Raw genomic sequence first — 14,680 nt, 5'->3', positions numbered from 1 at the left:
TGGTTCCTTGCACACTGTTGGCGTCGTCGAGCGGCAACTGGAGCAGCGGCAGGCCACATCTCCCAAAGAATCAGGATCGTCGGCGCCACTTCGCCATCCGCACGCGATGCAAGTCCCTAGCAGGTACCCGCACGGCAGTGCGGCCGGATCGAGCTGGCAAGATACGGGCATGACCGGAGCTTTGGTCGTTGCGATCATCAGTCTCTGCGTAGCTTGCCTCTCGTTGGGGTGGCAATGCACGAACTACCTCCTGACGGGAAGCCGGGTCAAAGTGGTGTTGCGCGTCGCGATGGTGGGTGACGGCGGGGCATTGACGGGGCCACCTAAGATCTTCGCGAACCTTCGCAGCCAAGGCGCCGAGTACGGTTACCGTGAAGAGTGTCTGGCCGTGGAGGTCACGAACATCGGCCGGCTCGCGGTGAGTCTCGACAAGGTGGAAGCGATCCTTCCGCGGGGCGTAGCTTTCCAGCAGCCGGGATTTCGTCTCAATCCAGAACCTGGTTTCCGCCTGGAGCCTCACTCCTCTAAGATGCTGTTCGTGCCGATGATGCCCGTGGAAGCGGCCGTCATCGCAGGCAGGGCGGTTGGCCTCGCCGGCTTCCTCGGCGAATCCGTGGATGTACGAATGCGGGTCGTTCTTGGGAACGGCAAAAGCAAGGTCACAACGGGCAGACTCGCCCTTGCGACCACATCGCCGTCCTGACACCAGGACTGCTCCGAACCCGACTCTGAAACGTGGTAGTCAAGCCCCCTGACGACCACGGACGCGAGTGAATATCCACAGAAAGAATCAAGACCTCGACCTGCACCGGTGGACGTCAGCGGACATAGGCGGCTCTTTGCACTACGCCGGATCGTATTTGATCAATCGCTAACAGTGACTGGTTTCGGTAGACACTCCGCAGTCGGATTCCGGATAAATACCCCAGGTTGGCTACATCCCGCCACGTCGGGCACTTGATAGGCGTAACTGATCAGATACAGCTTCCGGCGTAGTGCGAAAAGCCACATAGGCGGACCCGCTACGCGGCAGCTCATAAGTGGTGGGGGACGGTACTTGCAATCATGGCCGGTACCTTGGCTCTAATCTTTTTGCTGTAGGAATTGGGACTGTCCGGAAGCAGTCGAAGTTGAAGAATCTCCCAGCTGCGGGGAGCAGCGACGCGCCATCGGTGCAAGGTTCAGACAATGAAATATCCCCGACCTGCGCCACGTGACACACGCGTTAGTAATCAAGGCCGCTGCGCGACCGCTGTGACGAGGGTCGGGGTCACCGATGAGCGTCCATGTGTGCCGCACGGTCCGTCCGCTGCCTCTCGATGCCAAGTAGCAAAACGACTTCCGACACGGAGTCCTCCACCTGTTTTGTAACGTCCGATGGAGCGAATAGCGAAGCGAGTTGAGGTCCTGCCTCGGCCGAGTACGCTGCCTGTCGCGCCTGATATTCTGGCCAGCTCTCCTGATGTCGGGACCGCGCGAGGAGTAAGGCTTCGTCAGTTGCAGAATAGAGCTCCTTCATTCCGCGGATTCTTGCGTCGAGCAGCGCCGTAATGCTATCGACGGTGAGCGGCGCACCGGCAGGGCCACGAACGATTGCAACACCACACGGTTCGTAGACTCCTGCCACGGCTGCGCGAAGGCACTCATAGTTTACCTGGCCGAGGTTCAGTGCGGCGCTGATCTCCTTACGGAGCCGAGTCCTCGCTTCGTAGCTTGCATGATGCAAATCTATCTGACACACCAAAACATTTGCCGCCTTGCAGGCGGCTTTCACCGAGCGACGCGGATTCGGACCGATGGCGGTGCGGAGAGCGCGCCGCAACTGGCCCATCTCGACCCAGTCCTCGCCAAAGTTCAGCCACGCCCACACCGGGATTGTCGCAAGCGTCGTGTACTTGTATCCTCGGGCACGATTGCGGACGACTGCAATGAACAGCGCCCGCTGCTCGGAGCTGTAGAGAGCCGGTGCTTGTCCACGCCCCCGGCCGAGCGATAGACGGCAAGGGCTTCCAATAAGACCTTTCTGATGCCATTCCCGCACCAGGCGTTCATTGAGGGAGGGGAAGCCCAACCTGTCGGCATCGCTCAGCAGATCATCCAAGATTGCAGGATCAGGCCGGTCTTCAACCACACTTGGATCATACATGTTTTTGCGGGGTTCCTTTAGGAGCGCAGCTCCCCCGATCCTTGACGCATGCCAACGAGATCCACAAGCGGAACCTCCCCCGGGCTCGACCCGCAGCCCCCGCGCCGAAGGCAGGTGGACTCCGATGCAGCCCACACGCGAGTCGTCGTTCTTGGGACGGTCTTCGTCCTGGCAGCAGCCGTGGCCATCGTCGCGCTCGGGTACCCTGACGCAACCATCGCAATCAGTACCATCTGGGTTGCCTCCTGTCGAGCTCTTGCCCGTGCCCGCTGGCCGCGAGCCGATTCCCGAGAGCCATCCCAAACCCCTGGAACCTCCGCACAGCCCCCGGCTGACGGTGAGGGTGACCATTGACGCCCAGAGACGAGGGGAACGACCCTGTACGGCTTTGGCCGACCTAGCCAACTAGAGTCGGCGACGCAAGGTACCCGGTCGAACCGGCACCGAGCCACCGGAACTCGTTTCGTGCCATTCGCGTGCCAGTAGCAACGGTCAGCATATGGTCCGATCTGTGATCTTTGGTGGGGAGCGGAACGCCGCTGACCTGGGCCGGAACGAGAGAACCCAGGTCGGCGGCAGCCGCGGCACAGGTTTCCCGATCTTGTCGCGTGGGCTGCGTAGGTACAAGCTCCAACTTGTCTGCGTGTACCCATTGCTGTACCCGAACCGGCGAGCATCGGTGGACGAGTACGAACACCGGCGGACGGCGAGCCCAGATCATGCCGACGCGGCGGACGTCCACGAACATCAGCGGACAAACCGCTCTTTCCTCTTAATCTGCGGGTTCGGGGTTCAAGTCCCTGGCGGCGCACCCACACTCCACATGCTTGCTGAGCAGTGGGCAGCTTCGTTGCGGTTTGTTACGGGCTACCGCTTTGTTCGGTGACGGCTGGCGATGTCAGGCGACGATGTAGCTCGAGTCGTCGAACTCGGCCGTGACCTTCAACCGTCCGCCAAGTGCCTCGACGTAGGCGCGCAGGACTGACACCGACACCACGTCCAGCTTTCCGCGTTCCACGTCGGAGATGCGGGGGCCGGATACACCCATGGTTTCGGCGACCTCACGTTGAGTCAGAGCACGGCTGCGTCGGACCTCGGCCAGCCGGTAGGCGTGGATCTCGTCGTCGAGGCGGCGCTGTCCGGCCTCGCGATCGGCGGCGGTCCGCACCGGATAGCCGGCGGCGAGGCGTGCCTGCTCGGCCTGGCGTTTGACGTCGTCCCATCGCATCGTTGTCATCGGTAGTCCCTCCTCTCGATCTCGGCAAGGTGAAGGTCATAGCGTTCATCCGCTGCGGGTATCGCGGTCTCATACCAGCGCTGCCAATTGCCCGACTTATCCCCGGCTACCAGCAGCACCGCCCGGCGGACCGGGTCGAAGGCGAACAGGATCCGGATCTCGCTCGTGCCTGCCGAACCTGGCCGTAGCTCCTTCATGTTGTGGTGACGTGAGCCCTTGATCCGGTCGACCAGCGGCCGGCCGAGGGTTGGACCGACGGTTGCCAGTCGGTCGATGGCGTCCTCGACGAGGTCGGCCGACTGGGGGTCGTTCTTGGTCAGGTCGACGAACCACTCGGCGACCTCCTCTACCAAGAGGACTTCCCAGCTCTGCACAGGAGCATCTTAACTCAGGGGTTAAGCTCTTGTGGGGCTGATCTGACGGAGTCGACGGTCGGGCTTCCAGTGGAGGGTCTGACAGCAACCGCTGACAGCAACGTGAGCGGACGTCGGCGGACGACAACGAACGACGGAGGCCCGCCGACTCAAGCTGATGAACGTCGGCGAACCTCCACGAACATCACAAACGTGTCTCTTAATCTGCGGGTTCGGGGTTCAAGTCCCTGGCGGCGCACCAAAACTGCTTGCAGCACAGGCACTTCTCGCCGCACGGTCGGGCGTCCGAGGCACTGAACCCCACGTTTACCCCACGGTTTCGGGGTTCAAGTCCCTGGCGGCAGACCCCTTCTGACCAGCCATTATCACTTTAGGTAGTCCTCTTTTCTCGATCTTGACGGCAACCGTGACAGCGACCCGGATCGCAGTCACGTTCCATGCCCCCTGGGGTGCGGTACCGTTTAAGGTGAGTCCGGTAGCGAGGAGGCCCGCCGTGTACGAACCTGAGTTGCCGGCAGCCTTCCGCGATGTCGAGCTTGTTGATCCTCCGGAGTGGCTTGACAGAGTACTTGCGGATGCGGATGCGGATCTTGCTGCGGGATGCGTCCTGTCGTTCGGGTCGGTCGAGGAGTTCGACGCATACGCGCGACAGATCACCGCTGATGACGGAGAGACACTGCGTCGCACGGCATGAGGTATATGCCGGACATCTACCATGTTCGGTGTGCCCACCTTCGATGCGCTCGACCGCTTTTGGGCTGACTACCGACGGCTCACCTATGCCCAGCGGGAGCGGTTCCTCCGGGCGCGTGACCTGTTTGTCGAGGACCTCCAAGCCGGGGTCGGTTTCCGCAAGAGCCTCCGGGTCAAGGGGCAATGCCGTTTAGCGTAGTTTGATCTTCATGTTTTGATCATGCTGCGCGTGGTTGGAGCGGGTGGAGCCGGATCGTGGCGGGTCGGTTGTGACGGGTCGAGGCGGGCTCGTCGGGTTTCTTGACGTGGTAGCTGTTATGGCGGGCGCGTTTGACGACGCGGGGACAGGTACGGTGGCGCCGGGGTGGGTTGAGCTCGCGGGTGATTTCGGCGTGGATCCGGGCCAGGTGGGCATTCCAGTCCTCAGGGGGGAATGTCCGCCGTCCCGGTGGCGGAACGGCGGACCAGGCGCAGTGTCCGGGCGAAACCGACCCGGTCGGGATCGATGTCGGCGGCCTCGGCGGCGCCGGCGATCAGGGCGGTGAGCGCGTGCTGGACGATCAGCCAGGCCCACATCTCCTGGATGGCGAGGTCGGGCAGCCGGGAGCGCAGGATCCTGCCGGGGCCACGCAGGTGGGTCTTGAGCTGATCGTTGGAGGTCTCCTCCTCCCAGCGTTCGTTGTAGCCGGCGGCGATCTCGTCGGCGCGGGCCTCACGGGGGTCGAGGATCGTGGTCAGCGCGACGACGAGTTCGCCGGCACCGGACCCGGCCCGGTCGGGGATGTCGTACTCGACGACCCGGGCCAGGTGCGCCTCGTCCGGGTCGAGGTCGGTGCCGGCCTTCGCGGTGTCGAGCAGCGCGCGGCGCCGCCGCACACCCGTGATCTTCGGGTTGATCAGCATGGTCAGGAACGTGCCGTCAGCCAGGACTTTCACGACCGGCAGGTTCAGGCCGGTCGGGGCCCGCCAGATCAGGTCCGCGCCGGTCCCGGCCGCCAGTCCCCAGTTGTCGAACGAGTAGAACCCCCGGTCAGCGGTCAGCACCTCGTCCCGGCGAAGCCTCATCAGCAGTCCCCGGGCCAGGGCCTTCTCGCTGGTCGTCCACCCGCCGACCTCGGCGGCCCGGAACGCGTGCGTGCCGCACTCCGCCAACGCGACGACCCGCAACTTCGGGAACGCCGACCGTTTCTCACCCGAGCCGGCGTAGCCGAACGCGGCCGCGTTCGGCTCGGTGTCCGGCACGTCGACCTCGAACCCGTCGATCGCGAGCAGCAACCGGCCCCGCAGCCACGCCCCCCGCGTGGACAGCGTCGCGACCTGCCCGGCGACCCGCTCGAACACCTCGGCCATCGTCTGAGGGCCCAACCGTTTACGGGCCTGGGTGATCCCGCCCGCGGTCGGTGGCGACCAGACGGCGTCCCAGCAACCGAACCGGTCCAACGACCCGGTCACCTTCTGCGCGACCTCGGCGTAGTCGTCGTCCGGGAACAGGCACATCCCCAACGTCAGATACGCCGTCACATGCGGCGGCAGCTTCCCGCCAGCCCGCCGCGCCCCCACCCCGCAGACGGCGACCGCCTCGTCCACCGCGTCCCGCGGCACCGCCGTCACCAGCACCCCGACCGACACCTGGTCCGGGGACACCATCGAAGCCACGAACCGTGACCAAACCACCCGCCAGCACCGATGGCACGTCGCCACGCCGCACCAGCCCCAGAAGATCAACCCGCCCGACAAGATCCACTTAAGCTAAACGGCATTGGGTCAAGGGGTTCCGCGGAGAGCCTGGGGTCTTTGAGATGACGTGGGCGGGCGATGGTCGCGCCCTGTTCCGTTATGGCGAGCCGGAGAAGGACGGCGAGGCACACATCGTCTGGCTACGGGTCGGCACACATGACATCTTTGACAGGCCTTGACGCGGGACCGCGGTCCGTTCCAATTGATCGTCCGGGGCATGCGGCGTGTACCTATTTCTGTACCCAAGCCGGCGAACATCGGTGGACGAGTACGAACACCGGCGGACGACGAGTCCAGGTCAGGCCGACACGGCGGACGCCCACGGACAAACCGCTTTTTCCTCTTGATCTGCGGGTTCGGGGTTCAAGTCCCTGGCGGCGCACCCACCCTGACCTGGTGTTCTCGGTCAGATCATCACCAAGACAAGATCCTTCTTGGGGTGATGTGCGCCCGCTCTGTACCACGCTGCGTGGTCTCTCCCTCGGTAGGCCGGTGGTACCAGCTATCCGAGAACGTACGACTCGTCGCCGAAGTCGGCCACGATCTTCAACTTGCCGCCCAGCGCCTGGACGTACGCGGCAAGGGTGTCAACCTCGCTGCGTTCCAACTGGCCCTTCTCGATGCGGGACACGCGGGCCTGTGTCACTCCCATCGCCTTGGCCACCTCAACTTGAGTCGCATGCTGACGCCGACGCACCTCCGTGAGACGGAATGCCCGTGCGTGGGCGATGAGGCGCTGCGCACCGGTGCTGATCTCTTCACGTTCGGCGGCGGTGAAGGCGAGCTCGTCAGTGAGGTCCTCCCGCGAACGCGCTTGCGGATCCTTCAGGTGGTCAGTCACTGGTCGTCTCCTTGCGTCTTCATCCGCTTGATGTGATCCGCATACGCCGCCTCCGCCAACGGAATCGCTGCGCGATACCAGCGCCTCACTTCGCTCGCCCCGACCGATTCGGGTCGCAGTTCCTTGAGGCTCGATAACGTTGAACCCTTGATCGTGTCCACGAGGGGTCGGCCAAGAGAGCCGGTCCCTCGATCTGCGGCGCCTCGATGGCTTGGCTGACCAACATCAGGTTCGCCGGCTATGCCGAAGATCCGCGTGAGTTTGTTGTTGGGTACGCTAAATTGGCCAAAAATCGTACACAACGACAAACTCACGCCGATCATAACCTGTGGAATGCTTCCGGACGGGATCCGCGCGACTTGGGTTAGGCACTGTTCCTCCCGGATCTCCCGGACCTTGAAGGCATGCACCTCGGCCGGTCAAGTGGACCTTAACTATCGTGGACGGGTGACGGGCACGACGCGGACAAGCCTTTCAAGGCCGGTGAAGTCGTCAGGGTTAATTGTGTACAGCGGAAGGTCGTTGGCGACGGCCACACAAGCGATCAGTAGGTCCGCAAGACGGCGCCGCGGTGTCCGGTTCGCGGCGAGTACGGCCGCGTACACGGGACCGTAGTGGCGTGCGGCTTCTGCGTCGAATGGTAGTGGGTCGTAGGTCGCCTCCGTTCTTTGAAGGCGTCCGATCCTGACCGCACGTTCAACGGGGTCGTTTGTGGCGTGTGGACCGGCTGTCAGTTCCGCGAGGGTGATCGAACTGATCGCGGTTTCGATCGGCAGTTCGTCGGGGTCCACTCGGGGAAGATAGACGATCACGTTCGTGTCGAGCAGCCCTCGACTGTGGCGATCAGTCACCAAACAACCCTTGGTCGACAACGGCGTCGAGGTCGGCGAAGAACCGGTCGGCGTCGAGCGGCGCCTCGTGGGCGAACATGGCGAGAACCTGTGCAGCAGGGACAAAGGTCCGCCGTCGGAGCGGAACCAACTCGGCGATCGGGCTGCCGTTCCGCGTGACGACGAACGTCTCGCCGTGCTCGACAGCGCGCAGGATCGCACCGGAGTCGTTTCGGAGCTCTCGCTGGGTGATCTCATGCGAGACAGGCTGCGACATGTTTATGATTCTAGTCGATACTGCTACGAGATGCTACGTCGTGCTACGGGCCATCCCATGGGCGGGCGGGAGCTGTTGGAGCCTCGCTTGGTCCTGCCCGCCGTGTGCCCGTAGCACTGACAAGCATCGGGGTAGAACGGGAAACGCGGCGGGTACCGAAGCTCGTAACGTGGATTCCAGCGGCACGCTCTGATCCGTCCAGGTGTACCCATTTCTGTACCCATTGCTGTATCCAAGCCGGCGGACGTTGGTGGACGAGTACGAACACCGGCGGACGACGAGCCCAGGTCGCGCCGACACGGCGGACGTCGGCGGACGTCGGCGGACAAACCGCTCTTTCCTCTTGACCGGCGGGACCAGCGCATTACCTGAACCAGTCGAGGCGACACGCCCAACGGGGCCTGTGCCGTCCGGGCGTAGTGCCCGCAGCGGTCGGGGGGCGGACTGACTCTGTCGTGGTGCGACGAGAGGTTCTGGCCGGGAACCTGGACAGGGGGTGGCCCGTCGCGGCGAGGGTGCGTCTGTCCGTGTCCAGGACGCCTGGTTCCGGATGCGGGCTGGCCATGCTGGCGGTGGGTTGACAAGTCCGACCCATCCGCTAGATTTGTGGTCGATCGACCAACTATTGGGGTGTGATGATGGGGCGGCGGCAGCTGTTCGACTCGGACGAGGTCCTGCTGACGATGATGCAGCTGTTTCGCCGCCAGGGGTTTCACGCCACGTCGCTACGGGATCTGGAGGCCGCGACCGGACTGCACCCGGGCAGTCTGCACCGCTCGTTCGGGAACAAGGAAGAGATCTTCCGCTCGGCGCTGGACGCCTACATCGAGCGGGTGGTTCGCCGCCGGGTAGCCGAGCACCTCGAACGGGTCGACGACCCGCTCGCCGGTGTCCGGAGCTATTTCACCTCGACATTCGAGACCGGGCTGGACCCTGACCCGGGCTGTCTGGTGACGAACAGCGCGGTGGAGTCCTACGCGCTCGACGAGCTGACCATCCGCGGTGTGCGGCAGGGGCTGGAGGAGATCGAACGGGGCTTCGCCGGTGCGGTGGTACGCGCCCGTGCGGCCGGTCAGGTCCCGGCGGGCCGGCCCGCGGACCTTCTCGGGCTGCGGCTGCTGGTCGACTACCAAGGCGTGCTGGTCTTGGTGCGGTCCGGTGCCGAGCCGTCGCGGCTGCGGCAGGTCACCGACGACATCGTGACCTCGCTGCGGGAAGCGCCCGGCTGACCGACACCCTCCACCCGAAGAGGTTTGTCTCGGGCAGTGGCGCGGAAGCCGCGTCCGCGTAGGCCCGTGTAGTGCCGGCGACGTCCTCGCTGGTTGATCGACCTTGTCCACGTCTGTTTCGGCATGCTCACGTCCATCTGGAGGTTCGCCGTGTTCGGTTCCCGAGCGGTACTCGTTCTCACCTCGACGGCTCGCTTCGGCGAGTCCGACCGTCCGACCGGCTTCTGGTACGAGGAGCTCGCCGCCCCGTACTACGTCCTGACCGACGCCGGCGTCGAGGTCACTCTGGTCTCGCCCGCTGGCGGGCAGCCGCCGGTCGATCCCGCCAGCCTCACGCCGGGCGCGGTCACCGGCGCGGTGGACCGGTTCCGTGCCGACCCCGACGCCCTCGCCCGCCTGGCGGCGACCGAGCACCTGGCCGACCTGGACGCCAGCGGCCTAGACAGTGTCATCCTGGTCGGCGGCCACGGAACGATGTGGGACTTTCCCGACAACCCGCCGCTGGCCGACCTGCTGACCGCCGTGCTCTCCCGGGGTGGGACGGTCGGGGCGGTCTGCCACGGCGCCGCCGCGCTCGTGGACATCCGGGTCGCAGGACACCCCGTCGTCCACGGCCGGCAGCTGACCGCGTTCAGCGATGCCGAGGAGGAGCTGGTCGCCGCGACCGGTCTCGTCCCGTTCTCCCTGGAACAGCGGCTGCGCGCCCTCGGCGCCCGGTACGCCGCAGGCCAGCCCTTCGCCCCGCACGTCATCCGGGACGGTCAGCTCGTCACCGGGCAGAACCCCGCTTCCTCGGCACGGGTCGCCGAACTCGTCATCGAGGCGATGCGGCCGGCCCGGACCGCCCCGACCCGGCCGTGAGCGGGCACCGCGACCTCGCCCAGCACGTCCTTGACCAGGTCGAGCCGCTGGGCGGGATGACGCTGCGACGGTTCTTCGGCGGCTGGGCGTTGTGTCACGCCGGCCGCCAGGTCGCGATGGTCATGGACACCTTCTACGTCAAAGTCGCCGACGTGCAACGGCCGATATGGGAGGCAGCGGGCAGCCGGCCGTTCACCTACCAGGCGGCCGGCAGGACCGTGACGGTCCGCGCCTACTACAGCGTTCCCGACGACGCCCTCGACGACCGTGGCGCCCTGACCGACCTCGTCCGCCACGCGATCAGCCGCCTTCCCGGACAGGCCCGGACGTGAGAGCCGTCGAGTTCGCCGTGACCGGTCGACACGTCACCGGTCGCGGCATGACCGGCACCCGTGGTGCGCTGTCCACCAGCGTAGGCATCCTGCGGCCGGTGTTGGTGGACCGGCCGGTCCCGGTGCCGGGGCCGCGGGAGGTGCGGGTTCGGGTGCACGGCGCGGCCCTCAACCGGGCCGATGTCCTCATGCGCCACCGCCGCCGCGGTGCCGGAGGCGTTCCTCACCGCCTACGACGCCCTGTTCACGCTCGCCCGCATCCAACCAGGCGAACGGGTCCTCATCCACGCGGTCGGGTCCGGTGTGGGTACCGCCGCCCTCCAGCTCGCGAACCTGGCCGGTGCGATCACGGTCGGCACGAGCAGATCCGCCACCAAGCTCGCCGCCGCACGCCGCCTGGGTCTCGACCACGGACAACTCGCGCCCGCGTCTCCGTCCGACATTCGCGATGCCGCAGGACCGGTCGACGTGGTGCTCGACCTCGTCGGCACCGACCTCGCCGCCAGCATCGCCGCCAGCATCGCCGCGACAGCCAGCCAGGGGCGGATCGTCCTGCTGGGCGCGCTGGCGCGACGCGACCAGCCCCTCGACCTCGTCGAGCTGCTCTCCCGCCGGCTCACTCTGCACGGCAGCATGCTCAGAACCCGTAGCCACACCGAGAAGACCGCGCTGACCCGCCTGCTCGCCCAGCGGATCGGCCCACTGGTCCGCACCAACCGGCTCCAGCCCATCATCGACACGATCTACCCCGCCGACCAGGCGGAAACAGCGTTCGACCACCTCGGCAACGACACAACCTTCGGCAAACTGATACTCGATTTCACCGGCCACCCGTCCCCGGCCGAATAGACGCGCGAGCGAGCGCTCCCACTCCAGCACCGATCGACCTATGGGCAGCGGGCCGCCGGCCCGAGAGCTCGCGATTCAGGAATCGACTGGATACGCCACTTCCTCGTTGATGACGGCGTTGTACCGGGTCGGACGGCAGACCGACGCCCTCGCCGCGTACCGCACGGCCCGTCAGAACCTGGTCGAGCACCTCGGCGTCGAACCGGGTCCTCGGCTGCGTGAGCTCGAGTCGTTGGTTCTCGGTCACGACGAGCGGCTGGTCGTCGATCGATTGCTCCCCGCGGCGGGCCTGGTCCGGCTGGCGACCCGGTGGGCGATCAACGCCGGACGGTCGGCCAGTCTGGGGTCCAGCCGCGTGGTCTCGGTCAGCCTGGCGGACAGGAGCTGGCCGACGGTCAACAGCCTCGCCTTGGTCAGGTCCGCGCTGTCGAGGTCGGCTCCCACTAAGACCGTCTCGTCGAGGGTGGCGCCCGTCAGGGTTGCCCCGCGCAGCGACGCGTAGGTGAGGCCGGCCATGCCGAGGTTTGCTCCGGTCAGGTTGGCGTAGTCGAGCCGTGCCCGGGTGAGGTCGGCCTCGGCGGCCCACGCCCGCGTCAGGTTGGCCCCGGTGAGCCTCGCACCGGCAAGGGTTGCCTGGTAGAACGTCGCGCCGATCAGGGACGCCCCCGTGAGGACCTCTACCCGGCCAACAACGAGGACTTTTTCATGGCCATGGACAGGGTTCCGAAGCTATGAAGTGGAGAGGAACGGGGACACCTGAACACGGGGATGCGCGCCCTTCCCGTGGACGCTTCGTATCACGTTGCTTTCGCCTTCGGTACCGTGCGAGCGAAGGCCGCGATGTGCTCCCACAGCTGTTCACGTGTCCGGGCGAAATTGTGCATGTGACCCATGCGCGGAACAACCACGAGCGAGATATTCGACGACGACCGGTAAGCGGACGGTTCCGCCCGGGGATCGGGGATGACGTCCCGCTCTCCGCTCGCAATGAGCACGGGTACGTCAATCGCGACCGCGTCGGTTGTGACCGCGCCTTCGGTCATCATGGTTATCGCACATGGTGGCGTGGTTAGGCTTCCCCACGGGGTCTTGCTGTCGCCGCGGGCCACGCCGGAGAAGGGGCGGTAGGTGGCAAGGTCGGCTTCCATCAGCTCCGGCTCCTCGTCCTGCCAGTGGAAACAGAACCGGAAGTGCTCTTCGTCCGGGGACACGACGCCGAGCACCTGGTCTGCGATGGGGTGCAGGTCGGTGCCGCGGCGCGGCAGGGGGTAGGTGATCCGGCTGCCGTCGGGTGCAGGGAAATTGGTGTAGATCCCGCTCCAACCGAGAAAGGCCACGCCGTCAAAGGTGCGGTGCCTGGCCTGCTGAACGGTGAGCAGGCAACCACCCATCGACTGACCCATTCCCACGACCTTCGTGACGTCGATCGGCGAGACTCCCGGCGCCAGCGTGCCAGCGCCAAGCCTTGCGGCGATGTGCTCGACGGTGACATGGTTGGCGGCCGCGAGGTTCTCATAGGTCAGCGCGAGGGGATCGTCGGGTCTGCTGCTGTCACCGACAAATAGATGGTCGCAGGCCACGAAGATTAAACCGGCGGCGGTATGATATTCAGCCTGGCTGTAGCCGGGAATCAAGCGGACATCATAATACTTGCGGCCGAATCCGCCTCCCGGGAATCCGAAAAACGCGGTAACCGGACCATCAATATGATCGGGAAGGTGGACGGTGGCGGCCGTCCATAGTTCTCCAGGAAGATCCGTCCGCCTGGTCACGTCCACGTTTACATCGTACGAGCGCATCAGTCTCCGCCTTCTCGTTCCGGGAGGTCATATCCTCCGCTTTGCCCGGCGCCGATCCCGTCACATGCACCAATGCCTCTCTCCCCCCGCGGGCGGTCGATACGGCGAGAGATCGATTCCAACGGGCGGCCCACCCCAGTGTTCTTTGGTTCGTCGCTGCTGACGATGAAAGTATTGGCCGGTATGGATGTGGTCAATTACCTATGCGTCTCACGCATCAATCGGGGATCACCCTTGTTGCGTGACCTGACTCGCCACCGAGGGTGGATACCTGCGCATCCCGTAGCCAACCCGGTTCGCTTGGTGCTCATGGCGGCGGTTGCCGGTGCGCCGCTAGAGTCCGCATGTGGATCTGAAGCTGCTCGAGCACTTCGCGGCGGTCGCTGAAGAGCTCAGCTTCACTCGCGCGGCAGGAAAGCTCCACCTCAGCCAGCCGGCGCTCAGCCGCTCCGTGCGGGCGTTGGAGAACTCGCTGGGATGCAGCTTGTTCGTCCGCAACACTCGACAGGTCACCCTGACCCAGGCGGGCCAGGCCCTGCGCGCGGAGCTACCTGCGTTGGTGGATCACGTCACCGCGTCACTGGATCGGGTCCGCAGCACCAGTCGCAGTGGCACCGGCCGCAGTGGCACCGGCCGTCGCCAACTTGTGCTCGGAGCGAGCCCCAACTACTACTGCCCGGCAGCGCGTCATCTGCTACGCCTCTTCGGTGAGTACTTTCCCGACATCAAGATTATTCTGCGCGCCATCCCCTGGTGGGCGGAGAGCCGCGCCCTGCGTGCCGGGGCCGTCGACGCGACGTTCGCACTCCTCCCCAACATCCTTTCCGATATGTTCGACCTCAGCTATGTCCCGCTACAGGCTCAGCCAAGGGTGTTCTGCCTTCCAGCCACCCACAAGGACGCCCGCCGACCGTACCTGTCACTGAACGACGTCGTGGCCGAGCCGCTGGTCTACAGCGCCTACGCCCTACCGTCGGTCGCCGCGTTCTGGACCGTCTCGCCACGCCCGGACGGCTCGGAGCCAAAGGTGATCGCCCGCTGCGAGACGCCGAGCGATTTTCTGCGGGAAGTCGCCGCCGGCAGCGGAATCGGGATACTCCCGGCAAGCTCGGCTGCGCTTTTCCCTCATCCAGGCGTTGTCTACGCGCAGGCGGTCGACCTGCCACCTGCCGCCGTGTGTATCGCGATGCTCCAGAGCGGGGCGCGGCGACCTGAACTCGTCGATCTCCGGGTGACAGCTGAGAAGGTAGCCGCATATACCAGCCGTCAGGATTGTCCGGACTCCTCCGTCCTCCGCCCACCACCTTTCAGCGGAGCGGACGAGACGTGACCGGGGTTATGGGCCGGAGAAGGCAGCCGACGGGCTGACTGATTCTCTTTTCGGCATATCCGCGTTTATCGGATACCTGAGGGTCCGGGTAATCGGTTCGGTTGCGCGGTTTCTCCCTGGCGGAGGACGGGATGGATCGATCGGA

General features: G+C 65.3%; 18 protein-coding genes and 1 pseudogene. 9 read left to right on the top strand and 10 right to left on the bottom strand.

Annotated elements, in window-relative coordinates:
* Positions 1 to 703, top strand: a 703-nt coding sequence (locus tag NBW77_RS04580; RefSeq protein ID WP_207387206.1) for a hypothetical protein, incomplete at its 5' end; no start/stop codon positions are given.
* Positions 704 to 1,270: 567 nt separating this feature from the next.
* Here the strand turns inward: NBW77_RS04580 and NBW77_RS04575 are convergent.
* From NBW77_RS04575 to NBW77_RS04565, 3 genes are all read right to left on the bottom strand, one after another.
* On the bottom strand, positions 1,271 to 2,131 hold the full coding sequence (locus NBW77_RS04575) for a hypothetical protein (RefSeq protein WP_250279322.1): 861 nt from the start codon (positions 2,129 to 2,131) through the stop codon (positions 1,271 to 1,273).
* Positions 2,132 to 3,044: 913 nt separating this feature from the next.
* The gene (locus tag NBW77_RS04570; protein ID WP_131749020.1) at positions 3,045 to 3,383 is read right to left on the bottom strand and encodes an XRE family transcriptional regulator; all 339 of its coding nucleotides are present in this window, start codon (positions 3,381 to 3,383) and stop codon (positions 3,045 to 3,047) included.
* Entirely contained in the window at positions 3,380 to 3,736 is a 357-nt protein-coding gene (locus tag NBW77_RS04565) for a type II toxin-antitoxin system RelE/ParE family toxin (RefSeq protein ID WP_250279321.1), read from the bottom strand. The genes NBW77_RS04570 and NBW77_RS04565 overlap by 4 nt, the downstream gene beginning before the upstream one ends.
* A 514-nt stretch (positions 3,737 to 4,250) precedes the next feature.
* Here NBW77_RS04565 and NBW77_RS04560 point away from each other — a divergent pair.
* Entirely contained in the window at positions 4,251 to 4,451 is a 201-nt protein-coding gene (locus tag NBW77_RS04560) for a hypothetical protein (RefSeq protein ID WP_131749025.1), read from the top strand.
* Positions 4,452 to 4,472: 21 nt separating this feature from the next.
* Positions 4,473 to 4,649, top strand: a complete 177-nt coding sequence (locus NBW77_RS04555; protein WP_165486321.1) for a hypothetical protein — start codon at positions 4,473 to 4,475, stop codon at positions 4,647 to 4,649.
* 224 nt (positions 4,650 to 4,873) lie between these two features.
* Here NBW77_RS04555 and NBW77_RS04550 read toward each other — a convergent pair whose 3' ends face one another.
* From NBW77_RS04550 to NBW77_RS04530, 5 genes are all read right to left on the bottom strand, one after another.
* A complete protein-coding gene (locus NBW77_RS04550; protein WP_131749068.1) occupies positions 4,874 to 6,097 on the bottom strand; it encodes an IS4 family transposase in 1,224 nt (407 codons plus the stop codon).
* 592 nt (positions 6,098 to 6,689) lie between these two features.
* The gene (locus NBW77_RS04545) at positions 6,690 to 7,028 is read right to left on the bottom strand and encodes an XRE family transcriptional regulator (RefSeq protein ID WP_131749027.1); all 339 of its coding nucleotides are present in this window, start codon (positions 7,026 to 7,028) and stop codon (positions 6,690 to 6,692) included.
* On the bottom strand, positions 7,025 to 7,342 hold the full coding sequence (locus NBW77_RS04540; protein WP_175324776.1) for a hypothetical protein: 318 nt from the start codon (positions 7,340 to 7,342) through the stop codon (positions 7,025 to 7,027). The genes NBW77_RS04545 and NBW77_RS04540 overlap by 4 nt, the downstream gene beginning before the upstream one ends.
* 120 nt (positions 7,343 to 7,462) lie before the next feature.
* On the bottom strand, positions 7,463 to 7,879 hold the full coding sequence (locus NBW77_RS04535) for a type II toxin-antitoxin system VapC family toxin (protein WP_242606113.1): 417 nt from the start codon (positions 7,877 to 7,879) through the stop codon (positions 7,463 to 7,465).
* A complete protein-coding gene (locus NBW77_RS04530; protein WP_131749031.1) occupies positions 7,872 to 8,135 on the bottom strand; it encodes a type II toxin-antitoxin system Phd/YefM family antitoxin in 264 nt (87 codons plus the stop codon). The genes NBW77_RS04535 and NBW77_RS04530 overlap by 8 nt, the downstream gene beginning before the upstream one ends.
* A gap of 635 nt (positions 8,136 to 8,770) precedes the next feature.
* Here NBW77_RS04530 and NBW77_RS04525 point away from each other — a divergent pair.
* The 5 genes from NBW77_RS04525 (at position 8,771) to NBW77_RS22695 (ending at position 11,908) form a co-directional block, all read left to right on the top strand.
* Positions 8,771 to 9,364, top strand: a complete 594-nt coding sequence (locus NBW77_RS04525; protein ID WP_250279326.1) for a TetR/AcrR family transcriptional regulator — start codon at positions 8,771 to 8,773, stop codon at positions 9,362 to 9,364.
* A 150-nt stretch (positions 9,365 to 9,514) separates the two neighbouring features.
* A complete protein-coding gene (locus NBW77_RS04520; RefSeq protein ID WP_250279320.1) occupies positions 9,515 to 10,225 on the top strand; it encodes a type 1 glutamine amidotransferase domain-containing protein in 711 nt (236 codons plus the stop codon).
* Positions 10,222 to 10,557 carry a TfoX/Sxy family protein gene (locus NBW77_RS04515; RefSeq protein ID WP_131749036.1) on the top strand — a complete coding sequence of 112 codons (336 nt, stop codon included), beginning with the start codon at positions 10,222 to 10,224 and terminating at the stop codon, positions 10,555 to 10,557. Before NBW77_RS04520 ends, NBW77_RS04515 begins: the two co-directional genes overlap by 4 nt.
* A gap of 180 nt (positions 10,558 to 10,737) precedes the next feature.
* Positions 10,738 to 11,406: a zinc-binding dehydrogenase gene (locus NBW77_RS04510; RefSeq protein WP_131749038.1), complete on the top strand. Its 669-nt coding sequence runs from the start codon at positions 10,738 to 10,740 to the stop codon at positions 11,404 to 11,406.
* 40 nt (positions 11,407 to 11,446) lie between these two features.
* A complete protein-coding gene (locus tag NBW77_RS22695; protein WP_502799436.1) occupies positions 11,447 to 11,908 on the top strand; it encodes a BTAD domain-containing putative transcriptional regulator in 462 nt (153 codons plus the stop codon).
* Here NBW77_RS22695 and NBW77_RS22690 read toward each other — a convergent pair.
* Both NBW77_RS22690 and NBW77_RS04490 read right to left on the bottom strand, forming a co-directional pair.
* Positions 11,818 to 12,066: pseudogene (locus tag NBW77_RS22690) on the bottom strand (pentapeptide repeat-containing protein); the annotation flags it as partial. The gene NBW77_RS22695 and the pseudogene NBW77_RS22690 sit on opposite strands and share 91 nt — an antisense overlap.
* 137 nt (positions 12,067 to 12,203) lie before the next feature.
* Positions 12,204 to 13,205 (bottom strand): alpha/beta hydrolase, encoded by a 1,002-nt coding sequence (locus tag NBW77_RS04490; RefSeq protein WP_131749040.1) that lies wholly within the window; start codon positions 13,203 to 13,205, stop codon positions 12,204 to 12,206.
* Between the two features lie 346 nt (positions 13,206 to 13,551).
* On the opposite strand from NBW77_RS04490, the gene NBW77_RS04485 reads away from it, so the two are divergent.
* Positions 13,552 to 14,535, top strand: a complete 984-nt coding sequence (locus tag NBW77_RS04485; RefSeq protein ID WP_131749042.1) for a LysR family transcriptional regulator — start codon at positions 13,552 to 13,554, stop codon at positions 14,533 to 14,535.
* The last annotated feature ends 145 nt before the right edge of the window (positions 14,536 to 14,680 follow it).

It is taken from the genome of Frankia sp. Cppng1_Ct_nod, assembly GCF_920656135.1.
GTDB lineage: Bacteria > Actinomycetota > Actinomycetes > Frankiales > Frankiaceae > Protofrankia > Protofrankia meridionalis.
Note: the sequence above shows the minus strand (reverse complement) of the source record. Positions and strands in the feature narration are given on the sequence as shown.